The sequence below is a fragment of the Devosia sp. GW821-FHT12F11 genome (assembly GCF_058806655.1).
The window spans coordinates 15678-31809 of record NZ_JBXAPX010000010.1 but is presented as its reverse complement, the minus strand read 5'-3'; the positions used below and the strand labels follow the sequence as shown (position 1 = coordinate 31809).

Annotated in this window: 19 protein-coding genes and 1 pseudogene; 10 read left to right on the top strand and 10 right to left on the bottom strand. The window is 65.7% G+C overall.

Going from position 1 to position 16132, the window contains the following annotated elements:
* The first annotated feature begins 242 nt into the window (after positions 1-242).
* From AC1ROK_RS25185 to AC1ROK_RS25165, 5 genes are all read left to right on the top strand, one after another.
* Entirely contained in the window at positions 243-1514 is a 1272-nt protein-coding gene (locus tag AC1ROK_RS25185) for a sugar ABC transporter substrate-binding protein (RefSeq protein ID WP_492852067.1), read from the top strand.
* 211 nt (positions 1515-1725) lie between these two features.
* Entirely contained in the window at positions 1726-2613 is an 888-nt protein-coding gene (locus AC1ROK_RS25180) for a carbohydrate ABC transporter permease (protein WP_492852366.1), read from the top strand.
* Positions 2610-3440 carry a carbohydrate ABC transporter permease gene (locus AC1ROK_RS25175; RefSeq protein WP_492852066.1) on the top strand — a complete coding sequence of 277 codons (831 nt, stop codon included), beginning with the start codon at positions 2610-2612 and terminating at the stop codon, positions 3438-3440. The genes AC1ROK_RS25180 and AC1ROK_RS25175 overlap by 4 nt, the downstream gene beginning before the upstream one ends.
* Positions 3441-3608: 168 nt before the next feature.
* Positions 3609-4532 (top strand): sugar phosphate isomerase/epimerase family protein, encoded by a 924-nt coding sequence (locus tag AC1ROK_RS25170; RefSeq protein ID WP_492852064.1) that lies wholly within the window; start codon positions 3609-3611, stop codon positions 4530-4532.
* Positions 4529-5320 (top strand): TIM barrel protein, encoded by a 792-nt coding sequence (locus tag AC1ROK_RS25165; protein ID WP_492852062.1) that lies wholly within the window; start codon positions 4529-4531, stop codon positions 5318-5320. The genes AC1ROK_RS25170 and AC1ROK_RS25165 overlap by 4 nt, the downstream gene beginning before the upstream one ends.
* 18 nt (positions 5321-5338) lie before the next feature.
* Here the strand turns inward: AC1ROK_RS25165 and AC1ROK_RS25160 are convergent, their stop codons facing one another.
* Positions 5339-5929, bottom strand: a complete 591-nt coding sequence (locus AC1ROK_RS25160; RefSeq protein WP_492852060.1) for a hypothetical protein — start codon at positions 5927-5929, stop codon at positions 5339-5341.
* A gap of 145 nt (positions 5930-6074) precedes the next feature.
* Here AC1ROK_RS25160 and AC1ROK_RS25155 point away from each other — a divergent pair, with 145 nt between their 5' ends.
* Positions 6075-6395: a hypothetical protein gene (locus tag AC1ROK_RS25155; protein WP_492852058.1), complete on the top strand. Its 321-nt coding sequence runs from the start codon at positions 6075-6077 to the stop codon at positions 6393-6395.
* Here AC1ROK_RS25155 and AC1ROK_RS25150 read toward each other — a convergent pair.
* Complete coding sequence (locus tag AC1ROK_RS25150; RefSeq protein WP_492852056.1) at positions 6392-6934, bottom strand: DEAD/DEAH box helicase family protein; 543 nt, start codon at positions 6932-6934, stop codon at positions 6392-6394. The two genes, AC1ROK_RS25155 and AC1ROK_RS25150, sit on opposite strands and share 4 nt — an antisense overlap.
* A 361-nt stretch (positions 6935-7295) precedes the next feature.
* Between AC1ROK_RS25150 and AC1ROK_RS25145 the strand changes: the two genes are divergently transcribed.
* Positions 7296-8282: a phosphoribosylaminoimidazolesuccinocarboxamide synthase gene (locus tag AC1ROK_RS25145; RefSeq protein ID WP_492852054.1), complete on the top strand. Its 987-nt coding sequence runs from the start codon at positions 7296-7298 to the stop codon at positions 8280-8282.
* A 174-nt stretch (positions 8283-8456) separates the two neighbouring features.
* Here AC1ROK_RS25145 and AC1ROK_RS25140 read toward each other — a convergent pair.
* Positions 8457-8615: pseudogene (locus tag AC1ROK_RS25140) on the bottom strand (response regulator); the annotation flags it as partial.
* A gap of 33 nt (positions 8616-8648) precedes the next feature.
* The gene (locus AC1ROK_RS25135) at positions 8649-9218 is read right to left on the bottom strand and encodes an alpha-ketoglutarate-dependent dioxygenase AlkB (RefSeq protein WP_492852052.1); all 570 of its coding nucleotides are present in this window, start codon (positions 9216-9218) and stop codon (positions 8649-8651) included.
* A 543-nt stretch (positions 9219-9761) separates the two neighbouring features.
* Here AC1ROK_RS25135 and AC1ROK_RS25130 point away from each other — a divergent pair.
* Positions 9762-10202 (top strand): hypothetical protein, encoded by a 441-nt coding sequence (locus AC1ROK_RS25130; protein WP_492852050.1) that lies wholly within the window; start codon positions 9762-9764, stop codon positions 10200-10202.
* A gap of 199 nt (positions 10203-10401) precedes the next feature.
* Here AC1ROK_RS25130 and AC1ROK_RS25125 read toward each other — a convergent pair whose 3' ends face one another.
* The 3 genes from AC1ROK_RS25125 to AC1ROK_RS25115 form a co-directional block, all read right to left on the bottom strand.
* On the bottom strand, positions 10402-10671 hold the full coding sequence (locus AC1ROK_RS25125) for a DUF6894 family protein (RefSeq protein ID WP_492852048.1): 270 nt from the start codon (positions 10669-10671) through the stop codon (positions 10402-10404).
* Positions 10672-10961: 290 nt separating this feature from the next.
* Complete coding sequence (locus AC1ROK_RS25120) at positions 10962-11297, bottom strand: hypothetical protein (RefSeq protein WP_492852046.1); 336 nt, start codon at positions 11295-11297, stop codon at positions 10962-10964.
* An 88-nt stretch (positions 11298-11385) separates the two neighbouring features.
* On the bottom strand, positions 11386-11736 hold the full coding sequence (locus AC1ROK_RS25115) for a hypothetical protein (protein ID WP_492852044.1): 351 nt from the start codon (positions 11734-11736) through the stop codon (positions 11386-11388).
* A gap of 334 nt (positions 11737-12070) precedes the next feature.
* Between AC1ROK_RS25115 and AC1ROK_RS25110 the strand changes: the two genes are divergently transcribed.
* Positions 12071-12295 (top strand): hypothetical protein, encoded by a 225-nt coding sequence (locus AC1ROK_RS25110; RefSeq protein ID WP_492852042.1) that lies wholly within the window; start codon positions 12071-12073, stop codon positions 12293-12295.
* On the opposite strand, the gene AC1ROK_RS25105 is transcribed toward AC1ROK_RS25110, so the two are convergent.
* The 3 genes from AC1ROK_RS25105 to AC1ROK_RS25095 form a co-directional block, all read right to left on the bottom strand.
* Positions 12292-13101, bottom strand: a complete 810-nt coding sequence (locus AC1ROK_RS25105) for an SOS response-associated peptidase family protein (protein WP_492852040.1) — start codon at positions 13099-13101, stop codon at positions 12292-12294. The genes AC1ROK_RS25110 and AC1ROK_RS25105 overlap by 4 nt on opposite strands.
* A gap of 140 nt (positions 13102-13241) precedes the next feature.
* Positions 13242-14621, bottom strand: a complete 1380-nt coding sequence (locus AC1ROK_RS25100) for an MFS transporter (protein WP_492852038.1) — start codon at positions 14619-14621, stop codon at positions 13242-13244.
* 3 nt (positions 14622-14624) lie between these two features.
* Positions 14625-14864: a DUF2798 domain-containing protein gene (locus AC1ROK_RS25095; RefSeq protein ID WP_492852036.1), complete on the bottom strand. Its 240-nt coding sequence runs from the start codon at positions 14862-14864 to the stop codon at positions 14625-14627.
* 113 nt (positions 14865-14977) lie between these two features.
* Here AC1ROK_RS25095 and AC1ROK_RS25090 point away from each other — a divergent pair, with 113 nt between their 5' ends.
* Complete coding sequence (locus tag AC1ROK_RS25090) at positions 14978-15889, top strand: LysR family transcriptional regulator (protein WP_492852034.1); 912 nt, start codon at positions 14978-14980, stop codon at positions 15887-15889.
* Positions 15890-16132 lie beyond the last annotated feature (243 nt).

Here is a 16132-nt window from a genome sequence, read left to right as displayed (position 1 = left end):
AGAACGCTGAGAGTCCCCCCGACAACTAATCAATCAGCGCCAAGGGCTTAGCGCCCGGTCCGCTGTCGCTCTCAACTGCCCATCTCATGTGCACAAATCCCGCTTGCGTAGAAAATCAGCATATGCAACCAATAGCGTCATGGCAATCGATTGCCAAGCCTAACCGGTGTCTCGAGGGAAGACGTCTAGACGGCGCCCAGGGACGCGACACGACTACTCATCACCAGCTCGGGGAAACAGGTATGAAGTCCACCAATCGTGTAGCCCGGAGGGCCGTCCTTATCGGCGCCTCCGCCTTGGCCGTGTCGCTCGGCCTCGCCGCCACTGCCCATGCCCAGACGATCGACGATGCTCCGGCCAGCGGGGTGCTGCAGCTGTGGATCGGCGGCGCCGAGGGCGAGAAGCTGCCGAGCTTCCTCGCCGATTTCGAGAAGGCCAACCCCGAGCTGAAGGTGGAGATCACGCAGATCCCTTCCGACCAGTTTGATGCGAAGCTGTTGACCGCGATTGCTGCCGGCACGGTGCCCGACCTGGTGCGGCTCTATTCGCAGAGCCAGGCCAGCCTGATGGCGACCGGGGCCTTTGCGCCGGTGCCTGAAGGGCTGGTCAAGGCCGAGGATTTCTTCCCCGGCGCCTATGCCACCAGCGTCAAGGGCGGCGTCGCCTACGGCGTGCCGATGGATGCCTATGCCACCATGTTCCAGTACCGCAAGGATCTGGCCGACAAGGCCGGGCTCGCGGCGCCCAAGACCTGGGATGAAATGAAGGCCTTCGCCAAGGCGATGCAGGGGCAGGGCGCCACCTGGGGGCTCGGCATGGATATCGGCTACGACATCTACAACGCCCAGGGCCTCAACGAATATGTGCACCAGAACGGCGGCGGCTTCCTCAGCGCCGACGGCACGCAATGGACCATCAATTCGGACGCCAATGTCGCGGCGCTCGACTATTGGGGCTCGTTCTTCTCCGAGGGGCTCGCTTCGCCCGACGGCCCGAAATTCCTCGATACTGTGCCGTGGTTCACTTCCAACGAGATCGCCGGCAAGGATATCGGCCCCTGGTTCGAGCAGTGGCTGGTCGATGCCAATGGGCGCGAGTGGGTGACTGCCAACCTCGCCACGGCAATCATGCCGGCCGGCCCGGCCGGCAGCGTCTCGGCGCTTGGCTCGGGCAGCCTTGCGGTGCTGAAGGACGGCAAGAACCCGACCGCCGCCTGGAAGCTGGTGCGCTACATGACCAAGCCCGAAACCCAGGTCGCCTGGTACAAGTATTTCGGCAGCCTCCCCGCCGTGAAGGCGGCCTGGGATGATCCGGCAATTGCCGCCAACGGCTTGCTCAATGCCCAGCGCGAGGCGCTGCAGACCGCCGTCGACGTGCCGCAGGTTTCCACCTGGAACCAGGTCGGCACCTATCTCGGCCAGCAGATGGAACTGGTGGCCCGCGGCCAGGCGACAGCGAAGCAGGTGCTCGATGACGTGCAGGCGTTTGCGGACTCGGCTGGGGTTGGGAACTGAGGCTGGGGGCCATAGGGGGTGGGGCGGCTCAGAGCGGAAAGAGCACCCCCCAACCTGTCCCTCCCCCGCAAGGGGGGAGGAGACCAAAACACTGGCGTTGGTGATGGCGTCTCCCTCCCCCTTGCGGGGAGGGGACAGGGGAGGGGGGACTCTTCCCGCACCGGCCCAGGATGTGGCGGAAACATCGTCTCGGAGAATTCTGTTGGCCAATGTGGGCACAAGGCGGGGATCGTCGTGGCAGGCTGCCACGGCCTGGCTGTTCGTCGCGCCGTTTCTCGTGATCTTCCTGGTCTTCACCGCCATCCCGGCGCTGGTGGCGCTGGTCTATAGTTTCACCGATATGGGCGTTGCCGATATCCGGCACCCGCTCGAGGTGGATTTCACCTTCCTCGATACCTTCGCCCGCGTCCTGACCAATGCCGGGTTCCTCAAATCGCTGTGGACCACCGGCATCTTCATCGTCATCGGCGTGCCCTTGACGATGGCGATCGGCCTCGTTCTGGCGCTGGCGCTGAACAGCGGCATCAGGCGGCTCCGCGCCGTCTATCGCTCGGCCTTCTACCTGCCTGTCATCACCAACATCGTCGCCGCCGCGGTGATCTGGCAATACGCCTTCACCCTGAAGGGGCCGGTCAACACCTTCCTCGGCTCGCTTGGGTTGCTCGGCCCCAACTGGCTGGGCGACCCCAACATGGCGATCGGCACGGTGATCCTGCTCACCACCTGGCGCAATGTCGGCACCTGCATGGTGCTGTTTCTCGCGGGGCTGCAGGCCATTCCCGAGGATGTCTACGAAGCGGCGGCGATCGACGGCGCCTCGACCTGGCGGCGTTTCCTCTCGATGACGCTACCGCTGCTGAAACCGGCGACCGTGCTGGTCAGCGTCTTGATGACGGTCTCCTACATGAACATTTTCGACGAGCCGTACCTCCTCACCAAGGGCGGGCCGCTCAGCGCGACCAAGTCGGTGGCGCTCTGGGTCTACGAGCAGTTCGGGCACGGCAATATCGCTGCGGCGATGGCCGGCTCCTACGTGATGCTGGCGATCGTGGTGCTGCTCGGCATTCTGCAGCTCAGGCTGCTGAGGGCCTGGCGATGAGCGGCAAGCATCCGTTGCGCACCGCGCTGCTCTATGCCGCGCTGACCCTCGTGGCAGCCATCGTGCTCTTGCCCTTCGTCTGGGTGCTGTTCGGCGCCTTCAAGACGCAGGGCGAGATCATGGCGGCGCCGGGCGCCTGGCTGCCGCAGGATTTCTCTAACCTCGCCAATTTCGCCGAGCTGTTCGAGCGCCGGCAGTTCGGCACCTATATGGGCAATTCGCTCATCGTTTCGGCGTTCACCGTCGCCTCGAACGTGCTGTTCAGTTCGCTCGCCGGCTATGCGCTGGCAAAACTGCCGTTCAAGGGCAGCAAGCTGGTGTTCGGCTCAATCCTCGCAGCGATGATGATCCCCTATATCGCGCTGTTCGTGCCGCAGTTCTTCATCATCGTGCAGTTCGGGCTGGTCAACACGCTGGCCGGCATCGTGCTGCCGATCGCGGTGATGCCGATCGCGGTGTTCATCATGCGCCAGTTCGCCGACTCGGTGCCCGACGAGCTGCTCGAAGCCGCCCGGCTCGATGGCGCCGGCGAGTTCCGCATCTTTTTCGGCATCTTCCTGCCGCTGGTCGGGCCGGCGATCGCGACGGTCGCCATCATCACCTTCCTCAATTCGTGGAACTATTTCCTCTGGCCGCTGATCGTGGCGCAGGACCAGGGCACCTACACCCTGCCGGTCGGGCTCGCGGTCGCCAGCCAGGCAGCGCGCTCGATCGACTATGGCCTGCTGCTCGCCGGCGCCATCGTGGTGCTGCTGCCGGTGCTGATCCTGTTCCTGTTCCTGCAGAAATACTTCGTGCGCGGCGTTGCCGTCACCGGGCTCAAATAGTCGCGGCGGGCTCTTGCCCGTCCGCCCGCGGCGGGCTCTTGCCCGTCCGCCCGCGGCGGGCTCTTGCCCGGCCGCCGCGCCTACCCCTACGCGGCGAGCTCTTGCTCGTCCGCACTACCCCCGCGGCGGGCGTTGCCCGTCCGCACTTCACATAGCGGAGACAAGTCCATGGCCAGCCGGCTCGCGACCGACATCATCACCTTCTACCACCCCCGGTTCTGGGGCCTCGAGAGCGAGGCGGAACTGGGGAGCTGGGCGGCGGCCAATCTCGACAAGTTCTGGGGCACGGTGCTCAACGCGCTCGCCGAAGCCGGCGTCAGCGGGCTCGAGCTGACCTTCGCGCCCGGCAGCATCGACAATGTGCTCAAAGCTTTCGGCAGCGCCAAGGCGTTCCGGGCCGAGCTCGAGAGCCGCGGCCTCGCGGTGGTCAGCGCCTTCATGGCCGATGCGCCGGCGTGGAGCAGCAGTGCCGATCTCGGCGCCATTGTCGCCGATGCGGAGCGGCGGGCGGCGTTCATCGCCGAGGCGGGCGGCGAGATCCTCGTCACCGGGCTGCCGATGCGAAAGACCCGCGGCGTGCGGCCGCCGATGTTCATCGATCAGGCGTTCATGGCTGAGATGGCGGACATCGCCCATGCGGTGGGCGAGGCGATCGAGGGGGCCGGCATCAAGCTGGCGCTCCATACCGAATCCAACAGCGCGCTGTGGTACGAGCGCGATATCGCGCTGTTCATGGCCTATACCGACCCGCGCTATGTCTGGCTCTGCCCGGACAGCTGCCACATCACCTTGGGCGGTGGTGATCCGGTGCGGGTAGCGCGCCAGCAGGACCAGCGCATCATCCTCGCGCACTGGAAGGATGCGGTGGGCAAGATCGAGACGGACCTGGTGATCGACCATTCGATCTACAGCCAGCAGCAGCGCTACATGGCCGATTTCGGCGCCGGCATCGTCGATTGGAATGCCTGGTCGGAGGCGATGCTCAACACTCCGGGCGCCGACATCGTGCTGCTCGAACTCGATGCGGCGAGCGAACCGGTCGCGGCGCTGAAGGCGGGCCGGGCAGTGGTCGATGCGGTGCGAGGCAAGTGATCGACTTTTCCATCTCGATCGAACTGGCCTTCGCCGAAGGCGATCGCTCGTTCCCGGACCGGGTGCGGGCGGCAGCGGCGGCCGGCTTTCCGGCGGTGGAAATCTGGGACTGGCGGGACAAGCCGCTCGACGCGCTCGGCCGCGCGCTGCGCGACACCGGCACCAAGCTCGAAACGCTCTGCGTCGAGGATTGGCGCAACAAGTGCCAATTGGCCGATCCGGCCGAGCACGCCGAGTTCGTGCGGCGGGTGTCCGAGACCGCGGCGGTGGCGGTCAAGCTCGGCTGTCCGAAGCTCGTGGTGCTGGCCGGCGACATCAGTGCCGGCGTTGCCCTGGAGACCCAGCTCGCGGCCGCCGGCGACGCGCTGGCCCGGGCCTCCGATGCGATTGCCGGCCTGCCGGTCGAGCTGCTGGTGGAAGTGGTGAACCGGCAGTTCGAGGGGCCGAACGCGCTGCTGCAGGATAGCGAAAGCGCGCTCGAGCTGCTGCGCCGGCTGGGCCGGCCCAATGTGCGGTTCCTCTACGACCGCTATCACGCCATCCTCAACGGCGAGCCGCTCGGCTGGGCGCTCGAAGGCAACATGCAACTGGTTGGCCACATCCAGGTGGCGGACATCCCCGGGCGGCACGAGTTCGGGGCAGGGGGCCACGACTGGGCGGCCGAACTCAGTTGGCTGCTGCGGGCGGGTTATGCGGGATTTGTCGGGATCGAGGCGATGCCGGTCGGGGCGAGCGACGGATTGTACGCGGGGGCGCAGGCGGTGTTGCAGAGGGCGGTGGGCGCGTGAACTGACGGCGGGCTGCGGCTAAGGAGTCGTGAACGAGGTGGCCAGAACCGCGGCTGCCGCCTTGACTTCATCGGGGGTGAACTCGGCTCCTACGAAGTGGAAATTGCCCTGCAGCACGCAGCCCGCAACGATGGTGGTCAGCATTCCGGAGTAGCCGCCCCTCGAGGTGCCGCCGCGGGCGGCAGCAGAAGTCGGGCCCATCGTCCAGAACGCATCGGGCGTGACTTCCATCACCTGACCCAAGTCGAATTTCTGCACGTCTGCCGCTATGCCCAGATCTACCGCCTGTTCGTTGGCCTCGGCAGCCAGGTCACGGTCCCCCAGCGCCTGCCGCGTCATCTCCGCCATCTGCGACAGCTCGTCCTTGCCCAGCTTTCCCTGGAACGGCTCAATGGCAACCCCCGAACCAAGGACCAGGACGATGCCCTTGGTTGGATGCCGGAAGCTCAGCGACGTCCTGAATCCTCCGTCGATCGCGGGGCTGGAGGCGACCGGCGCCAGCGCGGACCAGATCGCGGTGCGGTCGAGTGCAATTGCCGTCGGACAACCCTCGAGCTGGAGCAGGTCTCGCGCCTGCGCATTCGAGCACGGCGCGCAAATGCTCGCCACTACAAGTGCAACCAGGGAACCACGCAGAGCATACCTCCATGCACCGACAAGAATCGCTGACTCGCGCTTGGCACCATAATGTGTTCAGTATTGGGAATTGAGCCAGCCCCGCTGGGCCTTGCAGCGACCGCGCACAGGTGACCCGATGACCCACACCGACGGGCTAACCGACGCAGAGCGGGAGCGGCTGGCCCGGGGGATGGAGCCGGTGCCGCACGAGCGAGCCGATCGCGAGGCAATCATCAGGCACTTTGTCGACGAGTACGCGATGGCTTTTCCCCAAAGGCGCGAGCAACTGCTGGTCTGGGTCGATCACATGATGGCCACAACGCTCAAGGATGCGCGTCCCGGCGACGAGCTCTGGATCTGTCGGAGCCGCTACATCGGTCCGCTGGCCGGCCATGAGGGGGTTGGCGTGGTTCGCGATGGGAACGTCGTGAAATATGAGGCTATCATTCACTACTAGTCGTTTGAGCCGCCACCCGCCCGGCATTCGGCGAGGATCGCCTCGACGACGTCGGCAAGCGGCGCGGTGGAGTCGATGCGGATCGCGTTGCCCGGGTCGTTCTCGCCCGTTGCATGGAGCCGCGTATTGAACTCCCGCTCGACCGACTTGCCGCCGAAAACATCGGCTGGCCGCGACGCGAGCCGCCGATTCAGAGTGGCGGCGTCGGCTTCGAGCACGAAAACCTTGTCGAACAGCGCGATGAATTGCCACCGATTGCGCGAGCCGCCGCAGAAGAAGCTGATGGGGTGGCTCCGGTCGGCGACCAGCGCCTTGACCCGGTCGACCGGCCAGATCCAGTGCCGGTAGCCCCACGTCACCTTGTCGCTCTCGCTGTCCAGGACTGGCCGGTCGAGCGGTGCGCCCGTTTCGGGATCGCCGTAATAGGCGAATTGCCGGTCACCATGGATGACGTGGTGGCCGCGGCGCTGCAGCTCCTCGGCCACCGTGGTCTTGCCGGCGCCGGAAAGGCCTTCGATCAGGTAGTTTCGAGCGCCCATGCGGCCTTCCCTGTTTGTTTGGGTCTTTATCCTTCGCCGCGTCGAGCGACGCAACGCGGAGCGCATCCAGCGCGACCGGCGCGGCGTGGCTCCCGGCGGCAGGCCGGGCGAAGCGTCAGCCCCGGATTGCGCGTCGGTTCGGCATCGAAGCGCGCAGTTCGGGGATCCCGAGCCGCGAGAAGATGGTTGCGGCGGCGGAGCTGGGCTGCAATGGGATGACCATCAACTGGCCCGACTGGCAGTCACCTTGACGTGTCGCTTGCGGCGCCGGGCTGAGCGGATCGGCGCGCTGCAGCGGCGCAAGCCGGCGTGACAACCGGCTGTCGCTGGTTGATCTTATTGATTTGGCAGGGAAACCATCATGTCCACCATCGACGATACGAGGTTGGCGGCCAGCAGCCACCAGGTGCTGAGAGAGGCGATCGACCCGCGCCTGCCCGGCCTCTACCGCGGCAAGGTGCGCGACAACTACGACCTGCCGGACGGGCGGCGCATCCTCGTCACCTCCGACCGCCTGTCGGCTTTCGACCGGGTGCTGTGCGCCGTCCCGTTCAAGGGCCAGGTGCTGAACGGCATCGCCCGCTGGGCCTTCGAGCAGACTGCCGACATCTGCCCCAACCACGTGCTGGACACCCCCGACCCCAACATCGTCGTCGGCCGCCGCCTCGAAATCCTGCCGGTCGAGATCGTGGTGCGCGGCTACCTCGCGGGCACCACCAACACGTCGATCCTGACCATGTACCGGGCCGGTCGCCGGCAGATGTATGGGCGGGTTTTCCCCGATGGGCTCGCCGACAACCAGGCGCTCGAGACGCCGATCATCACGCCCACCAGCAAAGCCGCCGACGGCGCTCACGACGAGCCGCTGACGGAAGACGAAATCCTGGCGCGCGGTCTCGTCACCGAGGCCCGCTGGCGGCAGGTGAGCGAGGCCGCCCTTGCGCTATTCGCCCGGGGGCAGGCGCTGGCCGCCGAGCGTGACCTGATCCTCGCCGACACCAAGTATGAGTTCGGGCTCGATGCCGAGGGGACCCTGCGCCTTGCGGACGAGATCCACACCCCCGATTCCAGCCGCTACTGGCGGGCGGATACCTATGCGGAGCGCCTCGCCGCCGGGGAGCGCCCGCAGAGCTTCGACAAGGATGTGATCCGCGAGTGGGTCGCCGCCCGATACGACCCCTACGCGGACAAAGTCCCGGAAATTCCCCCCGACCTGATCTGGAAGACCGCGCTGACCTATGTCGAGGCCTACGAGCGCATCACCGGGCGCGCCTTCGAGCCGCCGCCGCCCACGCCGCCGGTGCAGGAGCGCGTGCTGGCGGCCCTCGCGAGCTTTCACGCGCCTTGAGCTGCATCGGGCGCAGTTGATCAGCCTGCTGCGGCGTGGCGGTCGGAACGCTGTGGATCAATCGGCGGCGGATTGGGAGCGCTTCTCGTTTCGCTGGGTCTTGCGTGTTCCCCATCGAACCACCTGCACGCCGCCGGGCCGCGGCCGCAGGAGCTCCTGCGCGGCTGGACGAGGTCAGCCGTCGCTCAACAAATCGGTCAGCGCCGATACGATCGAGCTATCCTCATAGGGCTTGCTGAAGAATCGTGATCCCTTGGGGAGCTGGCTCTCGGCCAGGATCTTCATTCCCGAGGCAACCACCAGCCTGATCGGGGGCCACCGATCGCGGATGAAGTCTCGGCATCGGTCCGCGACCTTGATCGTCCTTCATCGCTTGACGGACCTGAAGGTCACCGAATAGCGCAGACCTGCAACTGGCGGGATGGAGTGCTCCCAATGGGTGCGTGCCTCGCCGGAGATGAGATAAGCCGACCCTGACTCGAGCTTGAGGTTTCTGCGCTCCCAGGCTGCGCCGGTCCGTCGGCGGAAACGCATGATGCAAGATGCTCCAAGCGAGACGCCCACAACCTCATCGAACACCGCCTTGTCCCTATGCCAGCCAATTGTCGCGCCGGGCTGATACTCGGTGACCAGGACCTGCTCCAGTGCGTCGGGACTGAGCGCAGCGAACTCCGCTGCCTTGTTGCGCAGCGGCAAGAGGAACTCCGGTACGTAGCCGATCCGCTCGAGGCGCTGGCTGGAGAAGTCGTACTTCCACCCGAATGACACCACGCGCCGCTTCCCGGTAAATCCGTGGAACTCAAACTCCTTGAACGGCAGGGGAGCGATCAACTCCGCCAGGGAAGCTGCCTCGGCTTCCGGTATCAGCCCAGCCTGATACTTCAATCCCGGCAGCAGGCCGACAGGTTCCTCGGGAAACAGATTGGGATGGTCCATGGCAAGCAAATGTGGGCGACAGGACTAGGTTCCGGCGTCCGGTTGCGAAGGCACGGCAGATACCGTCAGCCGACGCGCGCCATTGCCGCGGGGACAGTAGATCGGGACGTGGAACGTCGTTCTCGTAGTCAGGTCCGCCCGCTGGCTTGCGGCGCAGACGTGGAGGCGGCGGGTGAGTGTTTCGGCAACCTCAACGCTGCGGCCAGTCCATCTTCCTTACGGCCGTACGGGCCGGCCACCAGACCGTGGCTGTCATAGACGCCGAAGCCACCATCGGGACGACTGTGGATCTCCCAGCCATCCACCCAATCAACGTGCGACATAGGAACCTCCGTGGCTGGCTCGACCGGAAAATCAGGTCGAGCCCATTGGCGTTCACTGAAGCGCTTACGGGCAGCGTCCGCATTTAACTATGACACCTTCAGTTCGGCCGACAGCGACCCGCCGGGCAGCAAACCTTCGTCGCCGGCCGCGACTTAAGTTCGGAACCGGATTTTGCGAAGCAAGTTGATGGAGCCGAGGGCAAAAAAGGAGAAGAACACGATGAAGACCATTGCCACTCTCATGATCGCCGCAGCCTTGGCTGCCACCCCGTTTGTCGCCGTCGCACAGGATGCGAATGCGACGACAACGACGACCACCTCGTCGGACGCCACGGCAGGCGGGAATATGAACTATGGGTCGCTCATTTCCAGCCTTAACGCCGGGAAGATGGCCGATCTGGGCACCTTCACCGCAACGTCGAAGGTGAGCTGCGTGAAGGTGTCGACCCTGAAGGGTGACGCTTCTGCCGACGCAACCGCACTGGATAACGCCCTGAGCAAGAATTCCGCTCAGGTGGCCGGCCTGAAGACGTCGATCGAAGGCAATGCCGATCTCAAGACCAAGCTGGAGACCAGCAACTGCCCGATCGACAAGATTGTCGCCGTCACCACGGAAACGGACGGCTCGTTCACAGTCTACGTCGACGACCGGACCCCGTAACGCAGCGGCGCTCCGCAACCAGCTTGCTGATCAGCGTTTGCCATCGATCGGCTGCAACTGGCCCGGCTTCCCTGGTGGAAGCCGGGCCTTTGTTTCGTACATGAAAGGCGCCAACGCTATCGGCAGGCATCGGCCATTGCGCGGCTGAGGTGGGGAACCCCGAGGGGAAACTTGGCATGCACCTCGCCTGGGGTCTCCCTCAATGCCGGGTTTCCATCAGCGTGGTGTCGGTGAGCGCCGGACCGGATGAAGTGTCAAAGGCCAGCCTTACTGAAAAGGCATGTTCCTCCTTCAGCCGAACTCGGATGACGAGTTCCTGAGCAGAGCCATTCGACGGCAACAGCTCCCGGGCCAACTCCGTGAGCGCAAGAACAGCCTGGTGCCGGGCGCTCCGGTCCCTTGCGCAGTCGACGCCGATGTCGTCGCGAGCCCAATGGTTGCCATCGAAAATGTCGAAAAAGTACCGCATGTTAGCCTCCCGGCTACTTAGAAGACGTGGTGCGCGGCGCTTGGTTGCAATTCGCCCTGAGCCAGCGCGCCCGCAACTTCCTCGACGAGCGATGGAGTATTGGAATCTGAGCCGATGCGATCGGGCCGGCAGACAGCAAACGATGCGGCCTGTGGGAGGAGCATCATGCTCAGGGGACGGTACCGGTCTGGATGGATGGTTGTGGGTTGGCTGGTGATTATCCTGCTGACTGGTGCGAGCATCTAGGTGGGTGGCGCTTTGGCCTACCAGACTTCGTAATCGCTTCCGATTCAGTCGTGGCGCCAACGGCACAGCACCTGAAGCAGCCTCAGGAAGGCTGCTCGAAGATCGTCAATCCGGCTATGCGGTGGCTCACCGGCAACAGCCGCTTCGAACTCCTCGTAGGCTTGCTCCACCTCCTCATACAGCAGAGCCAGCTTGTTGAACTGCTCGGCGCGCTCTTCTGGCGAGGTGATCCGCGACAGGGCAGTTGCACTGGCTTTTGCCGCTCGTTGGTTCCATCCTTCGAAGCGGGCGGCGTAGGGCCTGATGAGCGACAGCGCCCGCCTGCTTCTCACCACATCGAGAGGCGAACTACGCTTCAAGCCGGCCGTGAAGTCGATCATCGTTCCTTTGCCCTGTAACAGCGGCGAGAACGTCGAACGGCGAGCTTGGTTTCACGGCCGCGAAAGCGGGCTTCAGATCGTTCGAATCCTATTGACTGGTGTTGGCGCCCTGTTCGACGAAACCGCCGGCTACGCATTGTGCGAGCGTGATCGAGGACAGGTCGAGTTCGCCGGTGGCGCCGGCGTCGGCCTTGAGCTTCTGCTCTGTCGTCTGGTCCATGCTGGTCTCGGGCTCCTGCGTGCCGGTCGCCCCCTGCTGAAGCTGCAGCTCAGCACAAAGCTTCTCGACCGCCGCCAGCTGATCGTCGGGAACCGCCTTGCCGTCGATCGTCCGATCCTGGGCGAATGCTCCCGACGAAACCCCCATGAAAAACAATGCCGCAGCCAGACTGGTGACCTTGGCCCGGTGCTGGGCGCGGACTCGGCTCGTGGTTGCCATGATTGTATCTCCTCGTGGCTGGAGCTAGGGCAACGCCGTCCGCACAGCTTGGTTCATCAACCAATCAGTTGCGAATGGCTCGTTCGGGGAACCGCCGGGCTCGAGCGGCATTCACCAGGTGACGCGATGCGCGTCAACCGGACGCGGCGGCAAGGGAAACAGTGCGATTTTTCCGGTTTCTCGCATTGGCCAACGAAACGGCACACGAGTCCATATCCCGCCCGCATCGCATCACCCGCCCCGCCTGCGGACCTCCGGCAGGCGGGGCTTTCTTCTTGCATGCGCTCCAGACCGGGGCATAGCGTCCGGGACTCCGTTCACCTGGAGTTTCCCTATGTCCGACAAGCCCTACGGCGCCCCCGGCGGCGCCCACAGCCTCAGCCTCGTCACCACCAGCGTTGCAGAAGCGACCCAGCACGCTCTGGAGATTCGAGCTCGTGACCGCGCCATCGAAGGCTCCAATGCCTGGCGAGAGCAGCAGCGAGTACAAGCCGCCATTGAGAAGGCGAGGAAGGCCAAGGAGCGCAAGCGGGCGCGCAACCCTTATGACTTCGGCTAGAACAGCGATTGCTGAGGATCGCCGGCCGGCGGGGGCTTCGCCGCCTCCGGGGGGTCTTCCTTGTTCCCGACCGAAACCACCTGCAGCACGCCGTCAGGCAACGGCCGCTGGAGCTTCTGCGCCTCGTCCCATGGCGCCGTCATCCAGATCTCGATCTCCTCGGGTGTCCGCAGGATCACCGGCATGGCGTCGGGATTGGCGACGGCGACGATGTTGTTGGGATCGGTGGTGAGGAAGGCGAACAGGTCGGTGGTCACCATCCCCTCGGACGTCTTGCGCACGCTGGTCCACTGCGGCGCGAAGATGCCGGCAAAGAACGCGAGCGGGCGGCTGTCATCGAAGGCAAACCAGGTATTGCCCAGCTTCTTGCCGTCCGGGCCGATCTCGCTGCTCACCTCGGCAAAGCTGGTGAACGGCACGATGCAGCGAAACTCCGGGGCCAGCCAGCGCTTCCAGTGCTGGCTTCTGGTGTTCCGTACATTGTGGGTGCCGCGGTCGGGCTCCATTCGCACCAACTCGGCGAATTCCTCCGCGCTGAGGTCGCGTCCCTGCTTCTTGGCAATCTTGTCGGCTCGCGCCTGGGCCGCCTGGTAGAGCGCCTGCGACGAGGTCGGCATGCCCCAGCGGACCTTGATCAGTTCCTGAAAACCCGGCTGGTTGCGGATGATCGGCGCCAGCATGTCAGGGTAGACGCCGGTCTGCGGCGCCAGGTTGCCGATGTTCATCGCAACCTCAAGTCGGAATATGGCCTGCACCATCTGTCGGATGGCTTCGACATTGGTGGTGATGGAATAGGCGTGACACATGGCAGGACGCTACGCGGCGCGGCCGACTGGTGGCAAGCGGTGAGCCGTCGGATGTCATCGGCCGAGTGTGCCCAGGCCAGCGTGCCAGCATGCTGCCTGGCGCTCGCCCTCAGCCGCGCCGCGCGGGCCTCCGGCGATGGTCAGCGGATCTGCCTCCAGCTCAAGAGCAGCGCTGTGCCGGCCAGAAGCGCGGCGACGGCAAAGGTCAGCTGCAGTCCGGCCTGCGGTCCGGAGATCTGCCCGATCGGCAGCGTGCCGTTCGATCCAAGGGCGAAAACGGCGCCCATGGCGGAAGCGCCGGTGACGAGACCAAGGTTCCTCGCAAGGCCCAGCAGCGCCGAGGTCACCCCCTTCCGATCCTCGGTTGCATTCGCCATCACCGCTGTGCTGTTCGCCGCCTGAAACAGGGCGTAGCCGGCGGTGATGGTGGAAAGCCCGCCGACATAGCCGCCAACCCCAAACAAGGCCGGCAGGATCACCATCGCGGCTGCGCCGGCCACGATGCCGAGCAGCCCGACGATCATCACCCTGGCGCTGCCCAGCCGGTCGACGAGGCGCCCGGCCGGCAGGCCCGCGAGGGCGGCGACGCCCGGCCCGGTCGACATGACGAGACCTGTTTCCACCGGGCTGAGGCCGAGCGCGCTGGTGAGGTAGAATGGCCCCACCACCAGCGTCGCCATCATGATGGTCGATACGAGGGCCAGCGAGACAAGCGCGGAGCCGAGGCTGCGGTCCTGCAGCAGCTCGATCTGCACCAGTGGCGAGGCGGTGCGGCGCTCGACCACCACAAATGCCGCAATGCCCAACACGGCCAGCACGGCGAGCGCGGCATTCAAGGGCCCGGGATGGGCGCCGCCGAGCGTCGTCGAAAGGGCATAGGCGCCGAGCGCCGCCGCCAGCAGCAACAGCCCCGGCACGTCGAATGACGGCGCCTTGCGCTCGACTGCCGCATCGGCAGGCAGCGCCAGCACTCCGATCAGGAGCGTCAGTGCGCCGGCCCCGGCCAGCACGGCAAAGACCGCGGGCCAGCCGGTGATCGACAGGAGGGCGCCGCCCAGCGACGGGCCGAGGGCCGTCCCGGTCGCCGAGACGGCGCCGAGCAGCCCCATGGCGCTGCCGGCGCGCTGCCTGGGCACTACGTCGCCGACCGAGGCGAGGGTGAGGGCCATCATGATCGCAGCGCCCAGCCCCTGCACGGCGCGCGCCACTACCAGCACCCAGAAGCTGAAGGCGAGGGCGGCGGCAGCCGAGGCGATGGCGAACAGCCCGATGCCGACGAGCAGCAGCCGCCGGCGACCAACGAGATCGCCGAGGCGGCCGACGCCGACGATCAGCGTGGTGACGGCGAGAAGGTACGACAGGACAACCCACTGCACTTCGCCCAACGAGACCGCGAAGGCGCGCTCGAGCGAGGGCAGTGCGACGTTGGCGATGCTGGTCCCCAGCGAGGGGAGCAGCATCACCAAGGCGAGGGCGAGGAGCCGCCAGGGATAGCGGCCGTGATCGGCGGACGTCGCCATGGCTCAGCGAGCGCCCGGCGCGGGGGCCTTTACCAGCAGCCCGACGAGGCGGCGGGCCATCGGCGCCACGACCAGCACCACGGGAAAGGCGATCAGCCAGGAGGGCAGCCAGGCGCTGACCCAGAGGCTGAAGAAGCCGTCGACAAGGCCCGCAGCGCGGAAGGTGGCAATGCCCGAGACGACGAAGGACATCAGGGCCGAGAGAACGAAGCCGAACAAGACCGGCGCGAAACGGGGGGACATCGGGAACTCCTTTCGAGTGTTCCCAATGACCTAGCGCCGCCGCATGCATTGCAGAAGACGCACGGTTCGCACTATATTCGTGCATGCGGCGCCATGTGTGGGGGAGGGGGCTCGTGCCCGATTTCAATCTTCTCGTCACCCTCGACGTGCTGCTTTCGGAAGGCAGCGTGGCGGGAGCGGCGCGACGGCTGCAGCTCAGCCCGTCGGCCATGAGCCGGGCGCTGTCGCGGCTGCGTGAAGTGACAGGCGATCCCTTGCTGGTGCGCGCCGGCCGGGGCCTCGTCGCGACGCCTCGGGCCCTAGAGCTGCGCACCCAGGTGGGCGCCCTGGTAGACGGCGCGAACGCCGTATTGCGGCCGGCCGAGAAGCTCGACCTCAAGAAACTGGAACGCCGGTTTACCTTGCGCACCAGCGAAGGGTTCGTCGAAACATTCGGACCCGCTCTGCTGCGGCGCATCGAGGCCGAGGCGCCGAAAGCCATCCTGCAATTCGTCGCCAAGCCCGACAAGGAGAGCGCTCCGCTGCGGGAGGGCGAAGTCGACATCGAGACCGGCGTCATCGACCTCACAACCGCGCCCGAGATGCGCGCCCTGCCGCTTTTCGAGGACAGATGGGTGGGCGTGGTCCGCGACGGCCACCCGCTCGCCACAGGCAAGGTGACGGCCGATCGCTATGTAAAGGCCGAGCATGTTCATGTGCTCAGGCGCGGGCTGCACAGTACCGACATCGATGATGCCGTCAGCGCCGCGGGCCTTGTGCGACCGATCGCCATCATCGTGCACGGGTTCGCCGCCGCACTTCACCTCGCACGCCAGACCGAGCTCGTCGCCACGGTTCCGGAGCGACACACGGCAGGGCTGCGCCAGGGCATGCATGCCTTTGCCCTGCCGCTCGAACTGCCGGCTTTCACGCTGTCGATGCTGTGGCACCCGCGGATGGATGGCGACCTGGCGCACCGATGGCTGCGCGGCCTCATCCGGAGCGTCTGCTCGGAAAAGCGGCCGCTCGCCGATGACCCTCGCTAGAGAGGGCTTCACGCAGCCGTGTCGCCTGGCGGCCCCAATGCAGCATAGATACCGGCAGCATGGCGCATCAGGTACGCAAAATGAATCATGCAACGCCAAGTGCAAGCCGTGAAAGAGGCTGCCTGCTGCCGGGGTGCATATTGTTGGAGTTGCGGCCGCCCAAGTAACCAGAGCGTCTGGCAATCTGTCGACACTTTATATATGAAGCCAGTCCCCGCGGCGAGCTGTGCGTCTGGCGGATTC